This window comes from Marmoricola endophyticus, assembly GCF_014644415.1.
Lineage (GTDB): Bacteria > Actinomycetota > Actinomycetes > Propionibacteriales > Nocardioidaceae > Marmoricola > Marmoricola endophyticus.
This window is the reverse complement of record NZ_BMKQ01000001.1, coordinates 3,011,793-3,034,448: the sequence shown is the minus strand read 5'-3', so window position 1 is coordinate 3,034,448 and position 22,656 is coordinate 3,011,793. Positions and strand designations below refer to the sequence as shown.

The following is a 22,656-nucleotide window of genomic DNA, read 5'->3' as shown; positions in this document are numbered from 1 at the left end:
CTCATCGGCCCTCCCGGTCGTCGAGGCGTACCCAGGCCGCGGGACGGTCGTCGTGCTCGCCGGTGCCGCAGCGGTCGCACCCGTGCACGGGTACGACGCTCGCCGTCGACACGGTGCCGCGCACGAGGTCCAGGCTGCGCACGGTGCCGCCGCGGCCGGCGTACCGGTCCTCGGCGGCCAGACGGAGCAGGGAGGTGACGACGGCGACGTGGTGGTTGCCGAAGCCCTCGGGCAGCCCGGTGCTGTCCAGGTCGCGACCGGCGCCGTCGACGGCGTGCTGCGCCTGCCTCCGCCGGTAGCACCGGTGACAGGCGCCGTGCCCGGGCACCACCGTCGGGCCGACGACGATCCGGGTCGGCAGCACCTCGACGGCGGTCGAGGCGATCCCGCGACGGACGGACCAGGCGTCCAGCGCGTCGCGGAGCCCCTCGTCCTCCCCGGTCCCGACGAGCGCGACCAGCGCCACGCCGACCGGCGCCTCGTCGCCCTCCAGCACCGCGCGGAGACGGGCAGGGGTCAGGGCGCGCTCGGCGGGCAGACCCGAGCGCTCGAAGACCCGCTCGGCCAGCTCGCCGGACAGCGCGTAGAGGTCCGGCCCACTCGCGGCGGGCGAGGCTGACTCGCGGATCGACACCGGCGCAGTGTCCACCGTGCTCCTCTCGTCGTGGTCCGTGGTCATGCGAACGGCTGGGGCTCGGGGTTGATGTCGGAGGAGGCGGCGTCGTCGGTGCGGGCGGCGGCCTCCCGGAGACGAGGCGTGGCGAGGTAGCGCTCGGCATGGATGAAGGACAGCGGGACCGCCTCGGGGACCAGCACCTTCACCCCGGTCATCCCCACGCTGCGGGCCTCGTCGGTGGTGACGTCGACGACGATCACCTCGCCCCCGCGGGAGCCGACCCGGTCGACGACGTGCGCCAGCCGCGATGCGCTAGCGGGGACGCGGGGGAGGTCGCCGAGGTCGTGGACGGCACGCTCGCCGTCCAGCAGGTGGGAGAAGGAGCCACGGCGCTCGCGCTGCCCCTGGTACGCCGCGCCGGCGAGCACGCTGACGGCGTCGTCGGCCGGGCGCGAGGAGGGGTGCTGAGCGACGTAGTCGCGCAGCGCGACTCTGAGTGCGGCGAGCTCGCGGTGGATCTTGCCCACCGCGCGGCCGGGCTCCAGGTCGCAGGTCGCGCACACCATCTGGGCGACCCGGGGCTCGTGCTCGGACAGCTGGAGGGCGTACACGACCGGGATCCCGAGGTCGGTGGTGGCGTCGAAGAGTCGCACCTCGAGGTGCGTCGCACTGCCGGTGCGTACCGCCTGCGCGTCGGCGGCGGACAGGTCCGCCTCCGCGACCCGCAGAGCGGGGAGGCGCCGCCTGAGCAGCCACGCCAGGGTCAGGGCGTCCCGCTCGACGACCTCCAGCGCGCCCGACAGCACCGCCTCCTCAGGGTCGGAGTGGACGGCGGCACCGGTCGTGACGCCGCGGGTGAACAGCTCGGAGTCGCTGATCGGCACCATGTGCATGTAGACGGTCACGGCGGGGACGAGCACCTCTCGCCCGCGCGTCAACGACCAGCCTCGTACCCACCTGATCGGCAGCGACGGGTCGTAGCGCCGCAGCCCGCACGCCTGCGCTGCGAGCTCGGCGTCCGAGGGCCGCGGCCAGCGGGCCGGTGAGACCACGTCGTCCGCGGCCAGCGCAGTCTCCGGGGCGGTGACGAGGTCCTCGTCGCGCCAGGCGCACAGGGAGTAGCGCTCCAGGGCCTCCGCGACCGAGACCAGCCGCGCCCGCTCGGGGTCGAGGTCGCTCCCGACCCCGTTCATGTTCCCCATGTTGACGTCGTGGGACCACCCCGACAGCCCGCCCAGCACCGCGCCGGGGTTCCCGACGTACGAGGCGTGCACGGTGAAGCGAGGGTCGCCGGGCGCGCGAGGAACCACGGCCGAGGCGTTGACCAGCCCGTACGGCGAGACCAGCCGCTCGACGGCACGCAGGGAGGCCGGGACGCTGCTCCCGGTGTCGGTCATCGCACGGCCCCTCGGCCCCGCAGCGCACGATCGGGGGTCGGGCCCGCACCCCGTGCTAGTTTCACGCGGTGTCCGACGCCGACGTGCTGACCGACCTCTCCGACCCGGCCGTTCAACGGATCGCGGACATCGTCAAGAAGTCCCGCGCCAACGTGCGTACGGCGATCGTCGAGGACCCCGAACCGCTGCTCGAGGCGCTGTCCGCGGGCGTGGAGTTCCTCGAGGTGTACGCCGACGCCTCCCGCGAGGTCCCCGCCGACCTCGCCGCGGCCTGCGCGACGCGGGAGGTGACCGTCCGCCGCGTCGATCTGGGCGTGCTGAACAAGGTCTTCAAGTCGGAGAAGCGTCCGCGGCAGTTCGGTCTGATCCGGGCCCCCCGCGCCGTCGGTCTCGCCGAGGTGGGCGGCGTGACCGGCGACCTGGTGATCCTCGACGGCGTGAAGATCGTCGGGAACATCGGCGCGATCATCCGGACCGCGTACGCCCTCGGAGCGGGCGCCGTGGTGCTGGTCGACAGCGACCTGACCTCGGTGGTGGACCGCCGGCTCGTCCGGGCCAGCCGGGGGTTCGTCTTCTCGCTGCCGGTGGTCCTCGCCTCGCGCGAGGAGGTCCGCCGACAGGTCGAGTCCGACGCCTGGTCGCTGGTCGACGTCGACATGGGCGGCACCCTCGGGACCGACGACCTGCGAGGCCTGCCCCGCCGACTGGGGCTGGTGCTGGGCGCGGAGAAGTCCGGCGTCGGGGAGTCGCTGCACGACCTCTGCGAGGGCACGGTCGGGATCCCGATCAACCCGGCAGCGGACTCGCTGAACGTCTCGGTCGCCGCGGGCATCGTCCTGCACGCGAGGTACTCGCGCACCGTCTCCTAGGCGGACCACGCCTCAGACCTCCGCGCCGGCGACGGACCGGGCGACCTCGCCGAGCCGTTGCTGCAGGTCGGCCGGCGCCAGGCCCGAGCGCTCCTCGTTGCCGTCCGCGACCATCGAGCAGAACAGGTAGCGCTCGGGGAGGCTGAGACCCGCGGTGTAGAGCACCGTGTAGAGCAGCGTCGTGAGCAGGCGGTAGGCCCCGAAGTCGGGATCGTCGTAGAGCAGGTGCGCCATGGCCGGGGAGATCTGGCGGTGGAACGACGAGAGCGTCGCAGCGCGCTCCGGGTCCTCGGCCACGCGGTCCAGACGCTCGCCGCTCGCGGCGAGCCGCCCCTCGACGAGCAGCTCACGCACCCGTGGGAGGGCGTCGGTGACGAGGCCGCGCCACTGGCCCAGCCAGGGCTGAGCGGGCGCCGGCGTGGCCGGGTCGAGCGCACCGAGGACGGCCAGGCGGTGCTCGCGGTAGGTCGCGGCGAACAGCGCGGCCATCGCGTCGCGATCGCGGAACCGCGCGAGAGCCCCCTCGGCGTGCGAGCGATAGCTGAGGAGCCGCAGGGGCACCAGCTCCTCGGCGGACAACCCGGTCAGCACGGACTGCGACGAGACGGCGACCGCCGCTCGGGCGTGCTCGGCCATGAGGCCGATCGCCAACGGGTAGTCCCGCGCCGGGTCGCCGCGCAGGGCGGCCGTGAGGGCGCTGGCGACGGGAGCGGCGGCGACCAGCAGGTCGGTCCAGGTCTCGGCGAGGGCCGGGCCGTCGAAGCCGAGCCCCGAGTCGTCCAGCGGTGGCTGCTCGGACTCGCGCGGCACCGGAGCGCGCAGTCCGTGCCGCTCGATCACCGAGCGGGCGACGTCCTGCTCCTGGGGCGAGACCCGGTCGGCGACCGCAAGCAGGATGTCGTCACCGGCGCCGGGGCTGCCCACCGTGCGCACGACGAGACGACGCGTGCGCGATCCGAGCACGCGCTCCGCGTCAGCGACCAGCCGGCGGGCCGGCCCGACGCCTCGGTCGGGCAGGTCGGCCAGCGGCACGACGTACGACGTCCACACGACTGCTCCTCGGCTCGTCTCGGATCGGTCCCCACACGCACATCTGCCGGGGACGACCGTAGTCGTCCCCGGCAGATGCCAGTCGACGTCGAGTCAGGAAGACGACGAGGACGAGGAGCTGCACGCGCAGCCGCTCGTGGTGCACGAGGCGGCCATCACCTGCGAGAGGGAGTCGTTGCCCCCGTCGGTCTCGGCCATCAGGTCCGAGATCTCCAGCGCGTTCAGGTCGATCTTGTCCATGTGCATTTCCTCTCCGAGTGGATGAGGTTCCACCAGACCAAACCTGGATCGAACCCATCAACACGGCGTCTCGTTAATCGAGACACCCGATGAGTGTTCAATTAGTTGGCGACGACAACGTCCTGTTTTGTCGGCAGATCGGCGCCTCTAGGCTGGCGAGATGGACCGGGGAGCGATCGCCGGGTTGCCCTGGCCCCCGGGGTACGACGAGGCGCTGCGCGACGCGCTGCTCCGGGCGTACGACGAGCCGGGGCGCGGCTACCACGACCGGACGCACCTGTGCGAGGTCCTCGCCCGGCTCGCCGAGCTGGGCGTCGACGACGGCGCGGTCGTGCTCGCGGCGTGGTTCCACGATGCGGTGTACGACGGTGCCGGCGACGACGAGGAGCGCTCGGCGGCGTGGGCGGAGAGTGCGCTCTCCGACGAGCCGGACCTGGCCGCGGAGGTGGGCCGCCTGGTCCGACTGACCGCGACCCACCGCCCCGAGCCCGGTGACGTCGCGGGTGCCGCGCTGTGCGACGCGGACCTGGCGATCCTGGCAGCCGGGCCGGAGCGGTACGCGACGTACACCGCCGGCGTCCGCACGGAGTACGCCCATGTTCCCGACGCCGACTTCCGCGCCGGGCGTCGGGCGGTGCTCGACGGCCTGCTCGCCAAGGAGCACCTGTTCGAGACCGAGGACGGCCGAGCGAGGTGGGAGCGAGCCGCTCGCGCGAACCTGCGGCGCGAGCTCGACCGGCTGCGCTGAGCCACCGCCGCACGCACCGGGTCAGCGCGAGCGCGGCGCCTTCCTGACCCGCAGCCCGGCCGAGCGCAGCCGGGCGACCAGCTCGCGGCTGGACACCGGCGTCGCGCCGGCCTCGACGATGGTGTCGTGCCACTCCGCGGGTACGTCGTAGTGGTCGCGGTCGAACGCACCCTCGGGCACCCCGTGCTCGAGGGCGAAGCCGTGCAACTCGGCCAGCGACGCGTCGGAGGCCAGGTGCGACCACAGCCGTCCGCGGCCGGCGGCGTTCGGCGGGTCGATGAGGATCATCCGACGGGTACGCCGTCCGCCAGGTCGCAGGCGTCGTCGAGCAGCAGCCGCCAGGCGCGGACCCGCTCGACGGACACGTCGGAGCGGTGCCAGGAGCCGTCCTCCCGCACCTCGGGACCCAGCTGGAGCCGACGGACGCCTGCCCGGACCAGCCACGGGACCTGGTCGGCCCGCAGGTCGCCGGCGGCGAGCACCAGCGAGGCGAGCCGAGCGTCGCCGGAAGCCCGTCGCATCAGCTCCTCGCCCCCGACCGGAAGCCCGCGGGCGGCCCCGCCGGAGGTCACCGACTCCAGACCTGGCAGGTCGCGGACGTCGCGCCACGCGCGGTCGGCCGACAGGGCGTCGTCGAACCCGCGGTGGAAGCCCCACGGGACGCCCAGCACCCGGGCCAGCCCGGCCGTGCCGGTCACGTCGACCTCGAGCTGGTCGTCGAGGAAGCCGATCGCCACGCTGGTCGCCCCGATCGCGAGCAGCTCGCGCGCACGGGCGACGAGGTGGTCGGCCGACGCCTGGTCGGTCGGTGCCCGGTCCGGCGCGCTGTCGTCGCGCAGCAGCACCCGCAGCGGCACCTCGCTCTCCCGGGCCGCTGCGCTGACGGCGGCCGGCGAGGGGGTCGCACCTCCCGAGGCCGGGCCGTCGACGAGCAGCAGCCGGTCGGCGCCGCCCTCGGTCGCGGCCGCGACGTCGCGCACGTGGGCGCAGACGACCTCGAGCACACGCGCCTGGTCGGGCTCACTTGTCACACTGGCATCGTGACATCCCCGGACCCGCTGATCACCGCACGCGCACAGGTGTTGCGCGACCTCGAGGCCACCGACGTCGCCAGCGCCGAGTGCGTCTCCATCCTCGAGGAGGCGGTCAGCCAGCGCCGGTGGTGGCTCGAGCAGTGGGCCGAGGGCTCGCCGTTCGTCACCGGGCTGGTGGCCCAGGACGTGCAGGACGCCCTGCTGTCGACGTCCGGCCGCTGGCCGCTGTGCCACCACTGCGACGTCGAGACCCCCCACGCGCTGTACGTCGACCCCGACATCGGGGGGCCGGACCCGCAGTGGGTGTGCGAGGAGTCGGGCACCGTGGTCGCGGCGGTCGGAAGGCTCTCGTGAGCACCCCGGCGACCAGGTGGGAGCAGGGCGACCACTCCCACTACGCCGACCGGTTCACCCGGCTGATCGCCGCCGGCGAGGACATCGACGGCGAGGCCCGCCTGGTCGACGTGCTCGCCCCGCGCGGCGCCCGCGTCCTCGACGCCGGGTCCGGGATGGGCCGCGTGGGAGCCGCGCTGGCCGGGCGCGGGCACGACGTCACCTGCGTGGAGAAGGACGCGGAGCTCGTCGCGGCGGCGCGCACGTCGTACCCGGACCTGCCCGTGGTCACCGCCGACCTCCTCGACCTCACCCCGGAGCTGCTCGCGCGCGCCGGGCGACCGACCTCGTACGACGTCGTGGTGGCGGTCGGCAACGTGATGGTCTACGTCGCCGAGGACACCGAGGAGCAGGTGCTGCGGAGCCTGGCCGCGCTGCTCGCACCGGGTGGGCGGGTGCTCGTCGGCTTCAAGACCGCTCACGGTCCCCGGAACGCGGCGGCGTACCCGGAGGCTGCCTTCCGCACCGACGTCGAGGCCGTCGGCCTGGTCGTCGAGCACCGGTTCGGCGGCTACGACCTGCGCGAGACCGACCCCGACTACGCGGTGTTCGTGCTCGGCCGACCTCCTGCGTGAGGACGCCCTCGCGGCCCGCTCAGGCGCCACCCGGGTCGGAGCGGAGGACGGGGACCCAGAGCGTGAACTGGTCGGCGCGGTAGGTCGACCGGGAGACCTCGCACACCACCTCGCGGCAGAAGGCCCGTCGGGAGACGCGGAGCACTGCCGACCCCTCCTCGATCTGCAGGATCTCGGCCTCCTCTGCGGTCGCGACGGCGGCCACCACGGAGTCCTCCCCCCAGGTCGGCAGGAGGTCACGTTCGGCGAACCACGAGTACAGCGAGGACGGCTCGGCCCCACTGAGGAGGTGGTCGAAGTGCTCCAGCGAGAAGTAGACGTCGCAGATGCAGACCGGCACCCCGTCGGCGGTGCGAAGGCGCCGCCAGTAGCCGACCGGCTCGCCCTCCTCGATCTGCATGGCTCGCGCCACGCCCGGCCCCGCACGACGTCGGGTCCGCTGCATCGTCGACGACCCCGGCTTGCGCCCGCGCCGCTTCATCTCCTCGGTGAACGAGGAGAGCCGCGACTGCATCTCGACGTGCGGCTTGGCCACGAAGGTCCCGCGCCCGGGGATGCGTTCGAGCAGCCCCTGCGCGACCAGCCCGTCCATCGCGTGCCGCACGGTCATCCGGGCGACGTTGAACCGCTGGACGAGCTCCCGCTCGGAGGGCGCGTGCGCACCCGGCTCGGCGGCCAGCGCCAGGCTGCGGACGTACTCCCGCACCTGCTCGTGCTTGAACCGCGCACCGGGGGTGTTGACGGTGTCCACGCCTGTCCCTTCCAGGCCCGAGCCTCACACGTCCAGAGCCCGAACGTAGCCATCCCGACACGCCCTTCGCAGGGTTTTCGACCGATCGGAATCGTGCTTCTCGCTCACCCGCCACCACGCCACGAGGGCCCGGCTCCTCGGGCGAGGAACCGGGCCGTGGGGGCGTCGGGTGCTACCTGACCAGCAGCCAGACGATCACCGCGATCACGACGACGGCAGCCAGTGCCTGCTTCCAGTAGGCCTTGGCGAGGATCGGCAGGACGGTCGCACCGAGGTCGATCGCATCGTCCTGCTGCGGTGCGGGCTCGGACCTGCTCGCCGATGGTGCCGGCGAGGGCGACCCGGCCGGTGCCGGGGACGCGGGCGCGCTCGCCTGCCCGGGCGCCGGGACGACGCTGGGCCCGGGCACGGCGCTCGGCCCTGCGTCCGTCCCAGGACCCGTCCCACCCGCACTTCGGGCGGCCGGGCTGCCGTCGTCCTCGGTGGCGGGACGGGCCGGTGCCGTGGGCGCGGAGGCGGGCGGTCTCTCCCCCGCCCCGCTGCCGACCTTGGACTCCAGGCAGGTGACGAACTGGCCGAGCAGCTTGTCCGAGACGTCCTGGATGACGCCACGGCCGAACTGCGCCGGCTTGCCGGTGATGGCCAGGTCGGTGACGACCTCGACGTCGCACGAGTCGCCGTGGGGGGTCAGCGTGGCCACGACGTCGGCGCCGGCGGTGCCGTTGCCGCGCTTGTCCTTGCCCTTCGCGACGATCAGCATCCGCCCAGAGGCCTCGTCCTTCTCGGTGAACGTCCCGGTGCCCTTGTAGACCAGCGCGATCGGCCCGAGCTTGACCTTGACGGTGCCCTCGAACGTGTCGCCCTCGACCGAGGTGACCAGCGCGCCGGGAAAGCACTCGGCAACCGACTCGATGTCGTCGAAGGCGGCCCAGGTGGTGTCCTTCGACGCGGGGACGGTGAACCGGTGGGTGAGCTGCACCTCAGCCTCCCGCCGCGGCGAGCACGGCTCGCCTGGTCAGGACCGTGGCCAGGTGGCGGCGGTAGTCGCTGTCGCCGTTGAGGTCCGAGGGCGGGGCGGTGCCGTCGGCGGCGGACGCGGCCGCGGCGCGGACCGTCTCCTCAGTGGCCGGCTGACCGGTGAGGGCCTGCTCCACGGCGGTCGCCCGCAGGGGCGTGGAGCCCATGTTGGTCAGGCCGACGCGGGCCTCGGTGATGGTGCCGCCCTCCGCCTTGACCGTCGCCGCGACGGCGACGATCGGCCACTGGTGGGCCACGCGGACGAACTTCTCGTAGTGCGCCCCCCAGCCGGTGTGCTTGGGCAGGCGTACGCCGACCAGCAGCTCGTCCTCGCCGATCGCGGTCTCGAACAGGTCGACGAAGAAGTCCGAGGCGGGCACGGTGCGCACCCCCGACTGACCGGCGATGACGAACTCGGCGTCCAGCGCGAGGGCCGGCGCGCCCATGTCGCCGGCCGGGTCGGCGTGCGCGAGCGCTCCGCCGAAGGTCCCCCGGTGCCTGATCTGCGCGTCGGCCAGGTGGTGGACGGCCTTCGTGACGAGGGCCGCGTGCTCGGCGACCAGCGGGTTGCCGAGCATCTCGGCGTGGGTGGTCATCGCGCCGACCGTGAGCACGTCACCGTCGTCGCGGACCCCCGAGAGCCCCTCGATCCGGCCGAGGTCGACCACGATCCCGGGAGCGTTGAGGCGCATCCGGAGCACCGGCAGCAGGGACTGGCCACCGGCGATGACCTTGGCCTCGTCGCCGTGCTCGGCGAGCAGGGCCAGCGCCTCCTCCACCGACGTGGGGGCGGCGTAGTCGAACTGTGCGGGGATCATTCGCCCGCTCCTTCCTGACCGGCGGAGCGGTCCGCGGTGTCCTGGGTGTCGAAGTGCGCGGCAGCCGCTCCGGTCGTCGGATCGGCGCCGTCCGCTGCTGCTCCGTCCTTGGCGTGGACCGCCTTCCACACCCGCTCGGGCGTGCAGGGCATCACCACGTCGTCGACCCCGAAGGGCCGCAGCGCGTCGACCACGGCGTTGACCACCGCGGGGGTCGAGGCGATGGTGCCCGCCTCGCCGACGCCCTTGGTGCCGAGCGTGTTGGTCAGCGAGGGCGTCGTGTTGTGCTCGACGTCGAAGCTGATCAGGTCGGCAGCGGTGGGGACGAGGTAGTCGACGAACGACGCCGAGACGAGCGTCCCGGACTCGTCGTGGACCGCCTCCTCGAACAGCGCCTGCGCGATGCCCTGCACCAGCCCACCGTGCACCTGCCCGGCCACGATCAGCGGGTTGATGACGTTGCCGATGTCGTCGACGCAGGTGTACTTGCGCATCTGCACCTGACCGGTCTCGGTGTCCACCTCGACCGCGCACAGGTGGGTGCCGTGCGGGTAGTTGAAGTTGATCGGGTCGTACGTCGCCTCGGAGTCCAGCGAGGGCTCCATCCCGTCGGGCAGGTCGTGGGCGGCGAAGACCGCCCCCGCGATGTCACCGATGCCGACACCCTGGTCGGTCCCGCGCACGGTGAACGTGCCGGCACTGAACTCGATGTCGTCGACGCTCGCCTCGAGCATGTGGGCCGCGACCGGCTTGGCCTTCTCGATCACCTTGTCGGCCGCCTTCACCAGGGCCTCGCCGCCGACGACCAGCGAGCGGGAGCCGTACGTGTCGAGGCCCTTGTGCGCGATCTGGGTGTCGCCGTGCAGGACCTCGACGTTCTCGAACGGCACCCCCAGCCGGTCGGCGACGATCTGGCTGAACGCCGTCTCGTGACCCTGGCCGTGGGCGCTGGCCCCGGTGACGATCTCGACCGTGCCGGTGGCCAGCATCCGAACGCTCGCGTGCTCCCAGCCGCCGGCGCCGTAGTCCAGCGAGCCGAGCACCCGGGAGGGGGCCAGCCCGCACATCTCGGTGAACGTGGAGACGCCGATGCCCAGCTGGACCGGGTCGCCGGCGTCGCGACGACGCTGCTGCTCGGCGCGGAGCTCGTCGTACCCGAAGGAGGCCTTGGCCTTCTCGGTGGCGGCCTCGTAGTTGCCGGAGTCGTACTCCAGCCCGGCCACGGTGGTGAACGGGAACTCGTCGTGCTTGATCCAGTTCTTCTCGCGCACCTCGAGCGGGTCGACGCCGAGCACGTCGGCGAGCTCGGTCATCATCCGCTCGATGCCGAAGGTCGCCTCGGGCCGGCCCGCACCGCGGTACGCGTCGGTCCAGGCCTTGTTCGAGAGCACCGTCTGGCAGGCGAAGTGGTACGCGGGGAACTTGTAGATCGCGTTGAACATGAACGCGCCCAGCACCGGCACGCCACCGCCGACGACGGCGACGTGCGAGCCGAGGTCCGCGAGCAGCTCCACCTTGAGACCGGTGACCGTGCCGTCCTTCTCGGCGGCCAGGGTCAGCTTCTGCCACTGGTCGCGACCGTGGTGGGCCGCCATCAGCGACTCCGAGCGGGTCTCGGTGTACTTCACCGGCTTGCCGATCCGACGGGCCAGGCACCAGGTCAGCCACTCCTCGGGGGTGACCTGGAGCTTGCCGCCGAAGCCGCCGCCGACGTCGGGGGCGATGACGCGGATCTTCGACTCCGGCACCCCCGTGGTCGCCGCCAGCGCGAAGCGCAGGATGTGTGGGACCTGGGTCGCCGACCACATGGTGTTCTGCTCGCCGGTCGGGTCGACGACCACGGAGCGGGGCTCCATGAACGCGGGGATCAGCCGCTGCTGGCGGAACTCGCGCTCGACGACGACGCCGTCGGCCCGGGCCTTGGTGATCGCCTCCTCGACGTCGCCACCCGTGCCGGCCTCGGCGGAGTCGAAGACCCACAGCGCCGACTTGTTGGTGCCCAGGTCGGGGTGCGCGAGGACCTTGTCCTCGGCGTTCTCCTTGAGGTCCAGCGCGGCCGGCAGCTCCTCGTAGTCGACGTCGACCAGCTCGGCGGCGTCACGGGCCTCGGCGGCCGTGCGCGCCACGACGACCGCGACGATCTCGCCCGCGAAGGACACCCGGTCGGCCGGCATCGGCAGGTGCACGGGGGCGACCTGCTCCGGCGTGATCGGCCAGGCGTTGATCAGGACGCCCTGGCTCTCGCCGAGGTCGGCACCGGTGAAGACGCCGACGACGTTGGGCGCTGCCTCTGCCTCGCTCTTGTCGATCGAGACGATCTTCGCGTGGGCGAAGGGGCTGCGCACCATGGCCATGTGCAGCATCCCGGGCAGGGTGATGTTGTCGGTCCAGCGCGTACGACCGGTGATCAGGCGCTGGTCCTCCTTGCGGCGTCGGTCGCGACCGATCTCGCCCGCAGGTCCCGCAGCGGCGGGGCGGTCCTCGGTGACGGTCATGCCTGACCCCCCTCGCTCGCGCCGGCGGCCGCGGTCTGCACGGCGCGGACGATGTTGTGGTAGCCCGTGCAGCGGCACAGGTTGCCCTCCAGCCCGACCCGGATCTCGTCCTCGGAGGGGTTCGGGTTGTCCTTGAGCAGGTCGACCGACTGCATGATCATCCCCGGCGTGCAGTAGCCGCACTGCAGGGCGTGGCACTCGTGGAACGCCGCCTGGACCGGGTGCAGCTCGCCGTCCTGCGCCAGGCCCTCGATCGTGGTGACATCGGCGCCGTCGGCCTGCACGGCCAGCACGTTGCACGACTTCACCGACTTGCCGTCGAGGTGCACTGTGCACGCGCCGCAGTTGCTGGTGTCGCAACCGACGACCGTGCCGGTCTTGCCGAGCGTCTCGCGCAGGTAGTGCACGAGGAGCGTCCTCGGCTCCACGTCGTCGGAGACCTTCGCCCCGTCGACGGTGAGGTTGATCCTGGTCATTCCCACTCCTTGGTCCTCGAGGGCTGCACCGGACCGCGGACGTACAGAGTCGGCCGCGAGCGTGTCCTGGATCACACAACGTAGGTGGGCTCGGTTGGCCGAAGGTTGGTGCTCGGCGCCGGTCCCGGCCGCGGGGCTCCTGGGACGGATGAGCAGTTTCGTGTCCGTATCGAGACCTCGTTGTGGGCGGGATCACCGCCTCGGGTGGTTACGGTCTGCCCATGCGTACGCGACTGATGACAGCAGCCGTCTCCACCGCCGCCCTCGCCCTGGGCCTGACCGCCTGCGGGTCCAGCGGGGGCACCACCGAGAGCGGGGTGAGCCTGGTCAAGAGCGGCACCCTCTCGGTGTGCACCCAGCTGCCGTACAAGCCGTTCGAGTTCCAGCAGGGCAGCGACGTCGTCGGCTTCGACATCTCGCTGATGGACGAGTTGGCCAAGCAGCTGGGCGTGAAGGTCGCCGTGGTCCAGACCCCGTTCGAGGGCATCCAGTCCGGCCAGGCCCTCAACACCAAGCAGTGCGACATCGCCGCGGCGGGGATGACGATCACGGACGCACGCAAGAAGGTCATCGGATTCTCCGACCCGTACTTCGACGCCACCCAGGCACTTCTGGTCAAGAAGGGCGGCGCGAAGACGCTCGACGACCTCGCCGGCAAGACCATCGGTGTCCAGCAGGGCACGACCGGCGAGATCTACACCAAGAAGAACGCCCCCAAGAACGCGAACATCCGCGTCTTCGAGGACCTCGGCCTGCTCACCACCGCGGTCAAGACCGGCCAGGTCGACGCCGCCGTGCAGGACAACGGCCCGCTGCTGGACTACGCCAAGACCAACACCGACACCGAGGTCACCGCCGAGTTCGACACCGGCGAGCAGTACGGCTTCGGCGTGAGCAAGAACGGTGGGGACAAGCTCAAGGACGCTGCCGACAAGATGCTGTCCGAGGTCAAGGACGACGGGACGTACGACTCCCTCTACAAGAAGTGGTTCGGGCAGGCCGCTCCCCAGAGCTGACCCCACGCCAGTCCCCCGAAGACACTCCCCGTCCCAGGAGACCGTCATGTCGACGACCACAGCCCCACGCCCGTCGGGGATGAGCCCACGCCAACGGGCACGCGCGAGCAGGGGCGTCCAGTACGTCGTGCTGGTCGCGGTCATCGTGGCCCTGGCGCTCATCGCCGACTGGGGCGAGATCCGCTCGCAGCTGTTCGCCGGCGACATCATCTCGAAGCTGTTCCCGTCGATCATCACGACGGCGCTGAAGAACACCGTCATCTACACCGCCGGCGCGTTCGTCTTCGGGCTGGTCCTGGGGCTGATCCTGGCTCTCATGCGGCTGTCCTCGGTCGGCCCCTACCGCTGGATCGCCACGGTGGTGATCGAGTTCTTCCGCGGGGTCCCGGCGCTGATCGTCTTCATCGCCTTCGGCTACGGCCTGCCGATCGCGTTCGGCATCCTGCTGCCCGGCGGCATCTTCACCACCGTGACCGTGGCGCTCGGCCTGGTGGGGGCGGCGTACATGGCCGAGACCATCCGGGCCGGCATCCAGGCCGTCCCGAAGGGGCAGATGGAGGCGGCCCGGTCGCTCGGGATGAGCCAGAGCCGGGCGATGGTCTCGGTGGTGATCCCCCAGGCGTTCCGGATCGTGCTGCCACCGCTGACCAACGAGCTGATCCTGCTGACCAAGGACTCCTCGCTGGTCTACATCCTCGGGCTCGGCCCGTCCGCGCTGGAGCTGACCTCCTTCGGGCGTCAGGCGCTCAACCAGTACGTCAACCTGACGCCGCTGTTCGCGGTGTCGATCGCCTACCTGGTGATCACGGTCCCGCTGTCCATCGTCGTACGACGCATGGAGGCACGAGCGGAGAGGGCCCGCTGATGAGTACTCCCGCGATCGACGTCCAGCAGCTGCACAAGTACTTCGGCGACAACCAGGTGCTCAAGGGCATCGACTTCCACGTGGACAACGGCCAGGTGGTCTGCGTCATCGGCCCCTCGGGGTCGGGCAAGTCGACGCTGCTGCGCTGCGTCAACCTGCTCGAGCAGCCCACCTCGGGCAAGATCTTTGTCGAGGGCGACGAGATCACCGACCCCGACGTGCACGTCGACGCGATCCGCAGCCGGATCGGCATGGTCTTCCAGCAGTTCAACCTGTTCCCGCACCTGACGGTGCTGCGCAACCTGACGCTGGCCCAGCAGCGGGTGAAGGGTCGCGGGAAGGACGAGGCGGCACAGATCGCCCGGAAGAACCTGGAGAAGGTGGGGCTGGCGGCCCGCGAGGACGCCTACCCGGCGCACCTCTCCGGCGGTCAGCAGCAGCGCATCGCGATCGCGCGGGCGCTGTCGATGGACCCCGACATGATGCTCTTCGACGAGCCGACCAGCGCGCTGGACCCCGAGCTGGTCGGCGACGTGCTCGGCGTGATGAAGGACCTCGCGCGCGAGGGGATGACGATGATGGTCGTCACCCACGAGATGGGCTTCGCCCGCGAGGTCGGCGACAAGCTGGTCTTCATGGACGGCGGCGTCATCGTCGAGGAGGGCGACCCCGTCGAGGTGCTCGCCAACCCGCAGCACGAGCGGACGCAGTCCTTCCTGTCGAAGGTGCTCTAGCCGGTCGGGCGCCGGTCGCACCGGCCAGCGCTCACCGGCCGGCGGGGGCGGCGTCGACAGCGGCGGACACGGGAGTTGTCGACGCGAGCCGGCGTCCCCCCATCATCGTCACCAGCACCCCGGTGAGCATCACCGCCCCACCGCCGAGCTCTGCCGGTGTCGGCACGTCGCCGAGGGCGAGCCAGGCCGAGGTGATCGACACCGGCGGCACCAGCAGTACCCATGGCACGACCGCCGAGGGCGGATTGCGGGACAGCAGGGTGTTGAAGATGCCGTACCCGACCAGCGAGGCGAGCAGCGCGGTGTACGCCGTCCCCAGCGCGGCGTGCCATCCGAAAGCCCTCGCCCCGTCGAGGACACCGCCCGGCCCGTCGACGACGAGGGACAGCGCCAGCGCGGGCACGGGCACCACCAGCGCCGACCAGACCGTCAACGACAGCCCACCGGCGACGCCGGATGCGCGGGAGACGGTGTTGCCGACTCCCCAGCTGAGCGCGGCCGCGAGACACAGCAGGAGCGCGATGCCCGGCGTCTGGCCACCGCGACCCAGCGCCACCACCAGCAGGCCGGTCGCACCGATCAGTATCCCGACCACCTGGTGCCGGGTCGGCACCTCCCTCAGCGCACCGGCGGCGATGACGACGGTGAACACCACCTGGGCCTGAAGCACCAGACCTGCCAGACCTGGCGGCATGCCCGCGGCGATCGAGAGGTAGAGCAGGCTGAACTGGCCGAGCGACATGAAGGCACCGACGGCCGCGACGACCCGCCACGAGGCCGCCGGACGGGGTACGAGGAACACCGCGGGCACCACCACGACGACGAACCGGACCGCGAGGAACAGCAGCGGCGGGATCCCCGCCATCCCCCAGTCGATCACGACGAAGTTGAACCCCCAGATCACCGCGACGAGCGTGGCGGCGGCCGAGTCACGAAACGTCATGGCGTCATGGTGAGTGACAGCAATCGTCAAGCACCAGCGAAAGAAGGTCGTACCGACCACGTAGCATTGCTTCATGATCGACCTCGACGCGCTGGTCTCTCTGCGGGCGGTCTCGACCCATGGCTCCGTCAGCGCGGCCGCCGACGCCCTCGGGTTCACGCCGAGCGCCGTCTCCCAGCAGGTGAAGCGGCTGGAGCGGCAGGTCGGGTTGGCTCTGCTCGAGCGGGTCGGTCGCGGAGTGATCCTGACCGACACCGGCCGCCGGCTCGTCACGTCCGGCGGATCGCTGCTGCAGGACCTGGAGCGCGTCGAGAGCGATCTGCACCACGCAGCCGGATCGGTCTCCGGCGTGCTGAGGATCGCGACGTTCTCCACCGCCGTACGTGGGCTGGTGGCCCCCGCCCTCGGGCCGGTCGTCCGTACGCACCCGGACCTGCGGCTGAAGATCACCGAGCACGAGCCGTGGGACGCGGTCGCCCGGGTCGCCGACGGTCGCGCCGACCTGGGGGTCGTGCACAGCTGGGGCGATGTCCCGATCAGCGTGCCGGAGCACCTCGACTCGCGCGAGATCGCGCGCGACGTGGCCGACGTCGTCGTGCCGGCCGGCCACGCGCTCGCCGAGCGTCGTCGGGTGCGCCCTGCCGATCTGGTCGAGGTCGAGTGGATCGCCACGCCGGAGGGCACCATCTGCCGCCAGTGGCTGGACCGGATGTACGTCGGCACCGGACGCACCCCGCGGATCGCTCACGTGTCGATGGAGTTCGACTCCCACCTGGCACTCGTCGAGGCGGGCCTCGGTATCGCCCTGGTCCCCCGTCTCGGGCGTGCTCCGCTCGCAGACGGGGTCCGGGCGCTGGAGGCGCACGACCCCGTGCCGACACGGACGGTCACCGCCCTGCACCGGCGCAGCATGAAGGACTCCCCGGCGGTCCTCGCCGTGCTCGACGCGCTCAGCCGAACAGCTGCGCCGCCATCTGCTCGATGAGCACGTCCAGCGCCCGCTTGGGACGGACCATGACGGTGAAGTCCACCAGCCGGTCCTCGCCGTCCCACCGCAGGAAGTCGATGCCGTGGACGAGCGTGCCGTCGAGGTCGGCCTCGAACTCCAGGACGGCCGAGTCCTCGGCGTACAGCTCGCGGCGGTAGCTCAGCGTCGGGCCGAGGACGGCCATCGCGGCGGTGAGGTACGCCGTGGCCGCCTCCCGCCCCTCCTGCGGGGCGAAGACGGCCGGCGAGCGGAAGACGACGTCGTCGGCGAGCAGCCCGGCCAGCAGGTCGCGCACCCGCCCGGCGTCCGCGCGGGCGTCGACGACCTCGTGCCAGGCGGCGACCGCGGTCGGCCGCTGCGCACTCATCGTGCCGCCGCGGCGAGCCGGCCCCTGAGCAGCGCTCGAGCCGGGTGCGGAGCCGCCCCGAGCCCGGCGAGGCAGTGCTCGAGCACCTCGGTGTCGTACGGCGCGATCTCGCTGTAGCCCATCACGGCGTCCGGCTGGGGATCGGCCAGCAGGGCCTCGCGCAGCGCGACCGCGACGTAGTCGGCGAGCTCGGACAGGACCGGCGAGTTCGTCCCGGGCAGCAGGTCGCCGCCGTACGCCGCCACCGCGCCGAGCACGTCACCGCTGCGGATGTGCGCGATGACGCTGTCGACGTCGACCTCCACCGGCATCATCAGCCGGTACGGCCGCGACGCCAGCGCCCCGCCCAGCGCAGCGCGCAGGTGGGAGACCTCGGCCTTGAGGGTGGAGGCCGTCACGGCCTGGTCGCCGTAGAGGTACGCGTGCAGCTGGTCCAGCGACAGCCCGTCGGGGTGCATGGCCAGGAGCGCGAGGATCTCCGTCTGCCGCCGGTTGAGCAGGAGCCGCCGGCCGTCCAGCCGGGCCTCGGCCGACCCGAGCAGGGTCAGGCTCAGCCCGAGACCGGCCACCTCGACCGGCGAGCCCGCCGCGCCGCGCGGGCGAGGCGGCGCGGCCCGGTCGGGGATCGCGGTCTCGATCAGTCGCGCCATCATCCGGGCGGTGGCCAGACCGATCGGGTGGGTGCGGTCCCAGGTCGTCGAGAGGTCGATGACACCGAGCCGCTCGCCGGTGGCAGGGTCGTGGACCGGCGCGGCCCAGCACACCCAGTTGTGCACGATCGGCGCGTAGTGCTCGGCGCTGAACACCATCGACGGGGTGTCCATGCGTCCCGCGAGGTCGAGCGCGTTCGTGCCGACGCTGGTGTCGTCCCACCGGCCGCCGGGGACGAAGTTGACGGTCTCCGCCTTCGTCCGCATGACGCGCCCGCCGTACGTCCACAGGATGCGGGTCTGCGGGTCGGTCACCGCGAGCACGAGGTCGCCGTCCTCGGCCGTCCGTCGCAGCTCGTCCTCGATCCGGGACACCGCGACCTGCAGCGCCGACTCGCGCCAGTAGGCCGCCGTGTCCTGCTCGTCGTCCAACGGCGCGCCGCTGACGCCGAGGTCGATCGCCGGGGCCGAGCGGCGCCAGGAGCTGAGGATCTCCGGTCGGATCGCGGTCCGGCGAGCCGGGGAGACGTCGTCCAGCGCGCCCTCCCCGTGCTCCACGAACGTCGTCCAGGCGCGGACCGCGTCGCCGCGCAGCTCGTGCAGGGTGCCGGTGTCCATCGAGTCGCTCCCCGGTCGTGTGGTCGGGGTCACGCTACCCGCCCGGTGGTCGCCCGCCGCGCCGATCCCGGAAGTCACGAGCGCCACTGCGGCGCCAGGGCACGCAGCGCGCCCCACGAGCGACCGCGGGCGACCCGGGACATCACCCCGCCCCACAGGCCGGCACCGTAGGCCGCGTCGTCGAGCCGCCGAGCGACCAGGTAGCGGGCGGGGTCCAGCCGGGGCCGCCGGTGGTGGTGGTCCAGCGCGGCGTCGACGACGGCCGCGACCAGCAGTGCCCGCCGCGCGCGCACGGAGAACGCGGAGACGACGACCGAGACCGGCCAGTAGTGCCGGCACAGCGCCGAGGCGGCCTGCCCGTGGGCCGCCGCCGCTCCCTCGAGGGTCAGCCGTGCGGCGGTCCGCAGCGGCGAGTCCGCTCGCTCGAGGCGTCGTGAGAGCCCGACGGTCGCGACGCCCCACGAGCCCAGTGCCACCGGGACCGACCACCGCCGCTGAGCCAGCACCGCGCCGGTGAGCACGGCGGTCCAGGCCGAGAGGACCATCGGCGCGACGGCGTCGCCGTGCCGCTCGGCCAACCGGCCGGCCGAGGAGCCGTAGAACGCCTTGCGCCCGAGCCACGCCCGCACGGTCGTGCGGTGGTCGTGGCGCACGGCGGCGCCCGGCTCGTACCGCACCCGCCAGCCGGCGCCGAGGAGGCGCCAGACGAGGTCGACGTCCTCCCCCGAGCGCATCGAGGTGGCGAACCCCTCCCCCAGCGCGTCGACACGGGCGAGGACGCAGGCGCTGGGGACGTACGCCACCGTGCCGAGGATGCGGACGGCCGCCGGGTCGTGGCCGAGGTCCAGGCTGGAGCGGACCTCCTCGTAGCGCGTCAGCCAGCCCGCGTCCGCCCCGCTCGTCACCCCGTGGACCCGCGGGGCGACGAGCCCCGTCGCCGGGTCGGCGAGGTGCCGGCGGAGCACGGACAACCAGCCGGGCTCGGGGACGACGTCGGAGTCGACGAAGGCGACGTACGGCGTCGTGACCCGCGCGAGGCCGGAGTTGCGGGCCGCGGCGGGCCCCGCGTTGCGCTCGTGGCGTACGACGTCCGCACCGGCGGCCGCGGCGACGCGGCCGATCGACGCGGGGTCGCGCGACCCGTCGTCGACCACCACGACGGGGATCTCGCGCGGCAGTGCGCCGAGCAGCCGGGCCAGCGCGTCCGGCCGGTCGAGGACGGGGACGACGACGGTGACGTCACCGACCGCCTCGTCCTCCTCGGCCGGGGTGCGCGCCCACGCGGGCCAGCAGGGGTCGGCCAGCCCGCGGTCCAGGAGCAGCCGGGCGAGCCGCCGCGAGGTCTGGTCGCGGACGACGAGGCCGGTCGGCTCTGCCAGCCGCTCGACGGCGGCGGGGGCCAGGAACACCACCCGCCCGGCCGTCCCGCCGACCAGGCAGCGGCCGCCGTCGCGGACCTTCGTACGCGGCGAGAGGCGTACCGCGAACCCGTCGGGGAGGGTCTCGCTGGCCGGCGGGGTCACCGGGCCGTCCCGCGCAGCCGCCCGCGCGGGTCGGGGTCGGCGATCCCGATCTCGTCGATCACCCGGACGACGACGCTCTCGAGGACCTCGCGGCCGTGCGCGGCGCTCGCGCCGCGCGGATCCCCCAGCACCCCGCTGGCCGACACCGCGCGTACTCCGCCCTCGCGCAGCGCGGGCAACAGCTCCTCGACCGGCTCGGTGGCACCGACGGCGAGGCGCTCCTGCCTGACCTCGTCGGGAACGAGGTGCAGCAGCACCGAGGTCTCCGTGACCCCCGCGTGCGCGTCCGCCCCGGGCGTGGCGGTCGAGGTCCACGCGACGTCTCGCCCCTCGACCCGCAGCTGGGTGACCGCCGAGCGGACGGTCGCGACGTTGCCGCCGTGACCGTTGACCAGCACCAGCCGGCCCGCCCAGCGGCAGGCCGAGCGCCCCAGCTCGACGAGGAGGAGGTGCAGCGCCTCGTGCCCGATCGACACGGTGCCGGGGAAGCCCTCGTGCTCGCCGGACGCGCCGTACGACACCGTCGGCGCGACCAGCACGTCCCCGCCGAGCCGCTCCGCGACCATCGCGCAGACGGTGGTCGCGACAAGGGCGTCGGTGCCGCACGGCAGGTGCGGACCGTGCTGCTCGAGCGCGCCGACCGGCACCAGCAGCAGCGGCGATCGTCCGTCCAGCTCGGTCCAGGCCGCGGCGGCGAGCCGCTCAGCCATCCGCGCACCCCCACAGACGCCGGGTCACGCCGTTCTGCACCCGCACACGCGCCGGGTCGGCGGCCGTCCCACGCCGGGTCAGCCGAAGCTGCGGCCGGGCACCAGCGGGCTCTCGTCGCACGCCCCGGACGGTGGCCGGCGCATCAGGGTCAGCGGCACCGGCGCGTTCCGGACCGTCCCCTTGTGCGAGTGGTCCTGCGAGGTCCCCGGCAGGCCACCGCGGTCGCGGGCCTCGAGGCTCGAGGCCGCGTTCCCCTTGACACACTCGGGGTCGGGTCCGTCCAGCGGCAGCCCGGTGAAGAACTTCGCCGCCATGCAGCCGCCGCGGCAGGAGTCGTACGCCGAGCACTTCGTGCAGGCGCCGCCGGTCTGCGGGCTGCGCAGGTCGGTGAACAGCTCCGAGTGCTTCCACACGGTGTCGAAGTCGGTGGCGCCGGCACCGTCGCGCACGTTGCCGGCCTTGAACCGGTCGTGGATGGCGAAGGGGCAGGCGTACACGTCGCCGACCGGGTCCACCAGGCACACCACGCGACCGGCGCCGCACAGGTTGAGCCCCGGCAGCGCCCCCTGCCCGTCCTCGGCGAAGGCCGAGAGGTGGAAGAACGAGTCCCCGGTGAGCACCTGGTCGCCGTTGGCCACCAGCCAGTCGTAGAGCTCGCGCTGCTGCTCCGGCAGCGGGTGCAGCTCGTCCCACACGTCGGCCCCGCGGCCCGACGGGCGCAGCCGGGTCAGCCGCAGCTGGGCGCCGTAGGTGTCCGCGATCGCCTTGAACTCGTCGAGCTGGCCGATGTTGTGCCGGGTGCACACCACCGACATCTTGAAGTCCTTCATCCCCGCGTCACGCAGGTTGGCCATCGCGCGCAGGGCGGCGTCGTACGTCCCCCTCCCCCGCACCGAGTCGTTGACCTCGGCGGTGGCGCCGTCCAGCGAGACCTGGACGTCGACGTAGTCGGTGGCCGCCAGCTTCGCCGCACGCTCCGGGGTGATCCGGAAGCCGTTGGTGGAGAACTTCACGCCCACGTGGTGCGCGACGGCGTAGTCGAGCAGCTCCCAGAAGTCCGGTCGCACCGTCGGCTCGCCGCCGCCGATGTTGACGTAGAAGATCTGCATCCGCTCGAACTCGTCGATCAGCGCCTTGCACTCCTCGGTGCTCAGCTCGTCCGGGTCGCGGCGCCCCGAGCTGCTCAGGCAGTGGGTGCAGGCCAGGTTGCAGGCGTACGTCAGCTCCCAGGTCAGGCAGATCGGTGCGTCGAGGCCGAACTCGAACTGGTCGACCAGCGGGCCGGTGGTGGGTCGTACGGGCCGGGCCGGGGCGGGCGTGGCGCGTCGCTCGGGTGCGAGGGTCATGGACGCTCCTCGATCAGGCCGCTGCCGGCCAGGGTGGTCAGGGCGGAGAGGTACGACGACTCCTGCTGCGGCGTGACGCCGGCCGCGGTCAGGGCCTCACCGGCGGTGTCGTGGTCGGCGAGACCGCGGACCACGTCGACCAGGGTCGGCGTCTTGAGGAAGCTCAGCCGTCGGGTGCGGAAGTCGTAGGCGAGGGCGCCGAAGGGCTCGGGGCGCAGCGACACGGAGTCGCTGAGGCGCCAGGCGGCCTCCGCCCGGACGCGGAGCGGAGTGCCCCGCTCCGCGTCGGGCGTGGCGGTCATCAGTAGACGCCGCACATGCCGTCGATGGAGACCTCCTCGACGAGGACCTCCTCGGCCGGCGCCTCCACCTGGTCCTGCACCTCGGGCTCGTTCATCGCACAGCTCCCCTCGTCG

At 72.7% G+C, this 22,656-nt stretch carries 27 protein-coding genes; 8 read left to right on the top strand and 19 right to left on the bottom strand.

The genetic code is table 11. The features are described 5' to 3' along the window. Nucleotide 1 precedes the first annotated feature (1 nt). On the bottom strand, nt 2-649 hold the full coding sequence (locus tag IEX42_RS14900; protein ID WP_188780475.1) for a TOMM precursor leader peptide-binding protein: 648 nt from the start codon (nt 647-649) through the stop codon (nt 2-4). A gap of 26 nt (nt 650-675) precedes the next feature. Next, complete coding sequence (locus IEX42_RS14895) at nt 676-2,013, bottom strand: YcaO-like family protein (RefSeq protein ID WP_188780474.1); 1,338 nt, start codon at nt 2,011-2,013, stop codon at nt 676-678. Nucleotides 2,014-2,081: 68 nt separating this feature from the next. Between IEX42_RS14895 and IEX42_RS14890 the strand changes: the two genes are divergently transcribed. Beyond that, nucleotides 2,082-2,882 carry a TrmH family RNA methyltransferase gene (locus tag IEX42_RS14890; RefSeq protein ID WP_229660893.1) on the top strand — a complete coding sequence of 267 codons (801 nt, stop codon included), beginning with the start codon at nt 2,082-2,084 and terminating at the stop codon, nt 2,880-2,882. Between the two features lie 12 nt (nt 2,883-2,894). On the opposite strand, the gene IEX42_RS18205 is transcribed toward IEX42_RS14890, so the two are convergent. Then, on the bottom strand, nt 2,895-3,932 hold the full coding sequence (locus IEX42_RS18205) for a hypothetical protein (protein WP_229660892.1): 1,038 nt from the start codon (nt 3,930-3,932) through the stop codon (nt 2,895-2,897). Nucleotides 3,933-4,025: 93 nt separating this feature from the next. Beyond that, entirely contained in the window at nt 4,026-4,172 is a 147-nt protein-coding gene (locus IEX42_RS14885) for a thiocillin/thiostrepton family thiazolyl peptide (RefSeq protein WP_188780473.1), read from the bottom strand. 160 nt (nt 4,173-4,332) lie between these two features. Here IEX42_RS14885 and IEX42_RS14880 point away from each other — a divergent pair, with 160 nt between their 5' ends. Next, nucleotides 4,333-4,920 (top strand): HD domain-containing protein, encoded by a 588-nt coding sequence (locus IEX42_RS14880; protein ID WP_229660891.1) that lies wholly within the window; start codon nt 4,333-4,335, stop codon nt 4,918-4,920. A 21-nt stretch (nt 4,921-4,941) separates the two neighbouring features. Here IEX42_RS14880 and IEX42_RS14875 read toward each other — a convergent pair whose 3' ends face one another. Both IEX42_RS14875 and IEX42_RS14870 read right to left on the bottom strand, forming a co-directional pair. Next, on the bottom strand, nt 4,942-5,208 hold the full coding sequence (locus IEX42_RS14875; RefSeq protein WP_188780472.1) for a DUF4031 domain-containing protein: 267 nt from the start codon (nt 5,206-5,208) through the stop codon (nt 4,942-4,944). Continuing rightward, the gene (locus tag IEX42_RS14870) at nt 5,205-5,951 is read right to left on the bottom strand and encodes a copper homeostasis protein CutC (RefSeq protein WP_188780471.1); all 747 of its coding nucleotides are present in this window, start codon (nt 5,949-5,951) and stop codon (nt 5,205-5,207) included. Before IEX42_RS14870 ends, IEX42_RS14875 begins: the two co-directional genes overlap by 4 nt. A gap of 9 nt (nt 5,952-5,960) precedes the next feature. Between IEX42_RS14870 and IEX42_RS14865 the strand changes: the two genes are divergently transcribed. Then, the gene (locus IEX42_RS14865) at nt 5,961-6,308 is read left to right on the top strand and encodes a DUF8819 family protein (RefSeq protein ID WP_188780470.1); all 348 of its coding nucleotides are present in this window, start codon (nt 5,961-5,963) and stop codon (nt 6,306-6,308) included. Continuing rightward, entirely contained in the window at nt 6,305-6,922 is a 618-nt protein-coding gene (locus tag IEX42_RS14860) for a class I SAM-dependent methyltransferase (protein ID WP_188780469.1), read from the top strand. The genes IEX42_RS14865 and IEX42_RS14860 overlap by 4 nt, the downstream gene beginning before the upstream one ends. Before the next feature lie 19 nt (nt 6,923-6,941). Here the strand turns inward: IEX42_RS14860 and IEX42_RS14855 are convergent, their stop codons facing one another. From IEX42_RS14855 to IEX42_RS14835, 5 genes are all read right to left on the bottom strand, one after another. After that, entirely contained in the window at nt 6,942-7,673 is a 732-nt protein-coding gene (locus IEX42_RS14855; protein ID WP_188780468.1) for a GntR family transcriptional regulator, read from the bottom strand. A 172-nt stretch (nt 7,674-7,845) separates the two neighbouring features. Next, on the bottom strand, nt 7,846-8,652 hold the full coding sequence (locus IEX42_RS14850; RefSeq protein WP_188780467.1) for an SRPBCC family protein: 807 nt from the start codon (nt 8,650-8,652) through the stop codon (nt 7,846-7,848). A 1-nt stretch (nt 8,653) separates the two neighbouring features. Beyond that, the gene (locus IEX42_RS14845; RefSeq protein WP_188780466.1) at nt 8,654-9,508 is read right to left on the bottom strand and encodes an FAD binding domain-containing protein; all 855 of its coding nucleotides are present in this window, start codon (nt 9,506-9,508) and stop codon (nt 8,654-8,656) included. Beyond that, nucleotides 9,505-12,003: a xanthine dehydrogenase family protein molybdopterin-binding subunit gene (locus IEX42_RS14840; RefSeq protein ID WP_188780465.1), complete on the bottom strand. Its 2,499-nt coding sequence runs from the start codon at nt 12,001-12,003 to the stop codon at nt 9,505-9,507. Before IEX42_RS14840 ends, IEX42_RS14845 begins: the two co-directional genes overlap by 4 nt. Continuing rightward, complete coding sequence (locus IEX42_RS14835) at nt 12,000-12,479, bottom strand: (2Fe-2S)-binding protein (RefSeq protein WP_188780464.1); 480 nt, start codon at nt 12,477-12,479, stop codon at nt 12,000-12,002. The genes IEX42_RS14840 and IEX42_RS14835 overlap by 4 nt, the downstream gene beginning before the upstream one ends. A 221-nt stretch (nt 12,480-12,700) precedes the next feature. Here IEX42_RS14835 and IEX42_RS14830 point away from each other — a divergent pair, with 221 nt between their 5' ends. Genes IEX42_RS14830 through IEX42_RS14820 form a run of 3 tightly spaced genes read left to right on the top strand, consistent with a single transcriptional unit; the run spans nt 12,701 to nt 15,094 of the window. Further along, on the top strand, nt 12,701-13,495 hold the full coding sequence (locus tag IEX42_RS14830) for a basic amino acid ABC transporter substrate-binding protein (protein ID WP_229660890.1): 795 nt from the start codon (nt 12,701-12,703) through the stop codon (nt 13,493-13,495). A gap of 46 nt (nt 13,496-13,541) precedes the next feature. Continuing rightward, nucleotides 13,542-14,360: an amino acid ABC transporter permease gene (locus IEX42_RS14825; RefSeq protein ID WP_229660889.1), complete on the top strand. Its 819-nt coding sequence runs from the start codon at nt 13,542-13,544 to the stop codon at nt 14,358-14,360. Continuing rightward, on the top strand, nt 14,360-15,094 hold the full coding sequence (locus IEX42_RS14820; RefSeq protein WP_188780463.1) for an amino acid ABC transporter ATP-binding protein: 735 nt from the start codon (nt 14,360-14,362) through the stop codon (nt 15,092-15,094). Before IEX42_RS14825 ends, IEX42_RS14820 begins: the two co-directional genes overlap by 1 nt. Nucleotides 15,095-15,125: 31 nt before the next feature. On the opposite strand, the gene IEX42_RS14815 is transcribed toward IEX42_RS14820, so the two are convergent. Beyond that, the gene (locus IEX42_RS14815; protein ID WP_188780462.1) at nt 15,126-16,037 is read right to left on the bottom strand and encodes an EamA family transporter; all 912 of its coding nucleotides are present in this window, start codon (nt 16,035-16,037) and stop codon (nt 15,126-15,128) included. A 73-nt stretch (nt 16,038-16,110) separates the two neighbouring features. Here IEX42_RS14815 and IEX42_RS14810 point away from each other — a divergent pair, with 73 nt between their 5' ends. After that, nucleotides 16,111-17,022, top strand: a complete 912-nt coding sequence (locus IEX42_RS14810; protein WP_188780461.1) for a LysR family transcriptional regulator — start codon at nt 16,111-16,113, stop codon at nt 17,020-17,022. On the opposite strand, the gene IEX42_RS14805 is transcribed toward IEX42_RS14810, so the two are convergent. The 7 genes from IEX42_RS14805 to mftA all read right to left on the bottom strand — a co-directional run bounded on the left by IEX42_RS14805 (nt 16,988) and on the right by mftA (nt 22,637). Beyond that, a complete protein-coding gene (locus IEX42_RS14805) occupies nt 16,988-17,392 on the bottom strand; it encodes a nuclear transport factor 2 family protein (RefSeq protein WP_188780460.1) in 405 nt (134 codons plus the stop codon). The two genes, IEX42_RS14810 and IEX42_RS14805, sit on opposite strands and share 35 nt — an antisense overlap. Further along, nucleotides 17,389-18,660 carry a helix-turn-helix domain-containing protein gene (locus IEX42_RS14800; RefSeq protein ID WP_188780459.1) on the bottom strand — a complete coding sequence of 424 codons (1,272 nt, stop codon included), beginning with the start codon at nt 18,658-18,660 and terminating at the stop codon, nt 17,389-17,391. The genes IEX42_RS14805 and IEX42_RS14800 overlap by 4 nt, the downstream gene beginning before the upstream one ends. Nucleotides 18,661-18,734: 74 nt before the next feature. Further along, nucleotides 18,735-20,183 (bottom strand): mycofactocin biosynthesis glycosyltransferase MftF, encoded by a 1,449-nt coding sequence (gene mftF / locus IEX42_RS14795; protein ID WP_188780458.1) that lies wholly within the window; start codon nt 20,181-20,183, stop codon nt 18,735-18,737. Continuing rightward, nucleotides 20,180-20,893 (bottom strand): mycofactocin biosynthesis peptidyl-dipeptidase MftE, encoded by a 714-nt coding sequence (gene mftE / locus IEX42_RS14790; RefSeq protein ID WP_188780457.1) that lies wholly within the window; start codon nt 20,891-20,893, stop codon nt 20,180-20,182. The genes mftF and mftE overlap by 4 nt, the downstream gene beginning before the upstream one ends. A 78-nt stretch (nt 20,894-20,971) precedes the next feature. Then, the gene (mftC, locus tag IEX42_RS14785; protein WP_188780456.1) at nt 20,972-22,240 is read right to left on the bottom strand and encodes a mycofactocin radical SAM maturase; all 1,269 of its coding nucleotides are present in this window, start codon (nt 22,238-22,240) and stop codon (nt 20,972-20,974) included. Continuing rightward, entirely contained in the window at nt 22,237-22,542 is a 306-nt protein-coding gene (gene mftB, locus IEX42_RS14780; RefSeq protein ID WP_188780455.1) for a mycofactocin biosynthesis chaperone MftB, read from the bottom strand. Before mftB ends, mftC begins: the two co-directional genes overlap by 4 nt. Beyond that, nucleotides 22,542-22,637 carry a mycofactocin precursor MftA gene (gene mftA / locus IEX42_RS14775; protein ID WP_188780454.1) on the bottom strand — a complete coding sequence of 32 codons (96 nt, stop codon included), beginning with the start codon at nt 22,635-22,637 and terminating at the stop codon, nt 22,542-22,544. The genes mftB and mftA overlap by 1 nt, the downstream gene beginning before the upstream one ends. Nucleotides 22,638-22,656 lie beyond the last annotated feature (19 nt).

What these genes read in the sequence shown, in the direction of transcription:
- IEX42_RS14895 (WP_188780474.1), bottom strand. Translation starts at nt 2,013, where the DNA reads ATGACCGACACCGGGAGCAGCGTCCCGGCCTCCCTGCGTGCCGTCGAG.
- IEX42_RS14885 (WP_188780473.1), bottom strand. Translation starts at nt 4,172, where the DNA reads ATGGACAAGATCGACCTGAACGCGCTGGAGATCTCGGACCTGATGGCC.
- IEX42_RS14880 (WP_229660891.1), top strand. Translation starts at nt 4,333, where the DNA reads ATGGACCGGGGAGCGATCGCCGGGTTGCCCTGGCCCCCGGGGTACGAC.
- IEX42_RS14875 (WP_188780472.1), bottom strand. Translation starts at nt 5,208, where the DNA reads ATGATCCTCATCGACCCGCCGAACGCCGCCGGCCGCGGACGGCTGTGG.
- IEX42_RS14845 (WP_188780466.1), bottom strand. Translation starts at nt 9,508, where the DNA reads ATGATCCCCGCACAGTTCGACTACGCCGCCCCCACGTCGGTGGAGGAG.
- IEX42_RS14840 (WP_188780465.1), bottom strand. Translation starts at nt 12,003, where the DNA reads ATGACCGTCACCGAGGACCGCCCCGCCGCTGCGGGACCTGCGGGCGAG.
- IEX42_RS14835 (WP_188780464.1), bottom strand. Translation starts at nt 12,479, where the DNA reads ATGACCAGGATCAACCTCACCGTCGACGGGGCGAAGGTCTCCGACGAC.
- IEX42_RS14830 (WP_229660890.1), top strand. Translation starts at nt 12,701, where the DNA reads ATGCGTACGCGACTGATGACAGCAGCCGTCTCCACCGCCGCCCTCGCC.
- IEX42_RS14825 (WP_229660889.1), top strand. Translation starts at nt 13,542, where the DNA reads ATGTCGACGACCACAGCCCCACGCCCGTCGGGGATGAGCCCACGCCAA.
- IEX42_RS14820 (WP_188780463.1), top strand. Translation starts at nt 14,360, where the DNA reads ATGAGTACTCCCGCGATCGACGTCCAGCAGCTGCACAAGTACTTCGGC.
- IEX42_RS14815 (WP_188780462.1), bottom strand. Translation starts at nt 16,037, where the DNA reads ATGACGTTTCGTGACTCGGCCGCCGCCACGCTCGTCGCGGTGATCTGG.
- IEX42_RS14810 (WP_188780461.1), top strand. Translation starts at nt 16,111, where the DNA reads ATGATCGACCTCGACGCGCTGGTCTCTCTGCGGGCGGTCTCGACCCAT.
- IEX42_RS14805 (WP_188780460.1), bottom strand. Translation starts at nt 17,392, where the DNA reads ATGAGTGCGCAGCGGCCGACCGCGGTCGCCGCCTGGCACGAGGTCGTC.
- IEX42_RS14800 (WP_188780459.1), bottom strand. Translation starts at nt 18,660, where the DNA reads ATGGACACCGGCACCCTGCACGAGCTGCGCGGCGACGCGGTCCGCGCC.
- mftE (WP_188780457.1), bottom strand. Translation starts at nt 20,893, where the DNA reads ATGGCTGAGCGGCTCGCCGCCGCGGCCTGGACCGAGCTGGACGGACGA.
- mftC (WP_188780456.1), bottom strand. Translation starts at nt 22,240, where the DNA reads ATGACCCTCGCACCCGAGCGACGCGCCACGCCCGCCCCGGCCCGGCCC.
- mftB (WP_188780455.1), bottom strand. Translation starts at nt 22,542, where the DNA reads ATGACCGCCACGCCCGACGCGGAGCGGGGCACTCCGCTCCGCGTCCGG.
- mftA (WP_188780454.1), bottom strand. Translation starts at nt 22,637, where the DNA reads ATGAACGAGCCCGAGGTGCAGGACCAGGTGGAGGCGCCGGCCGAGGAG.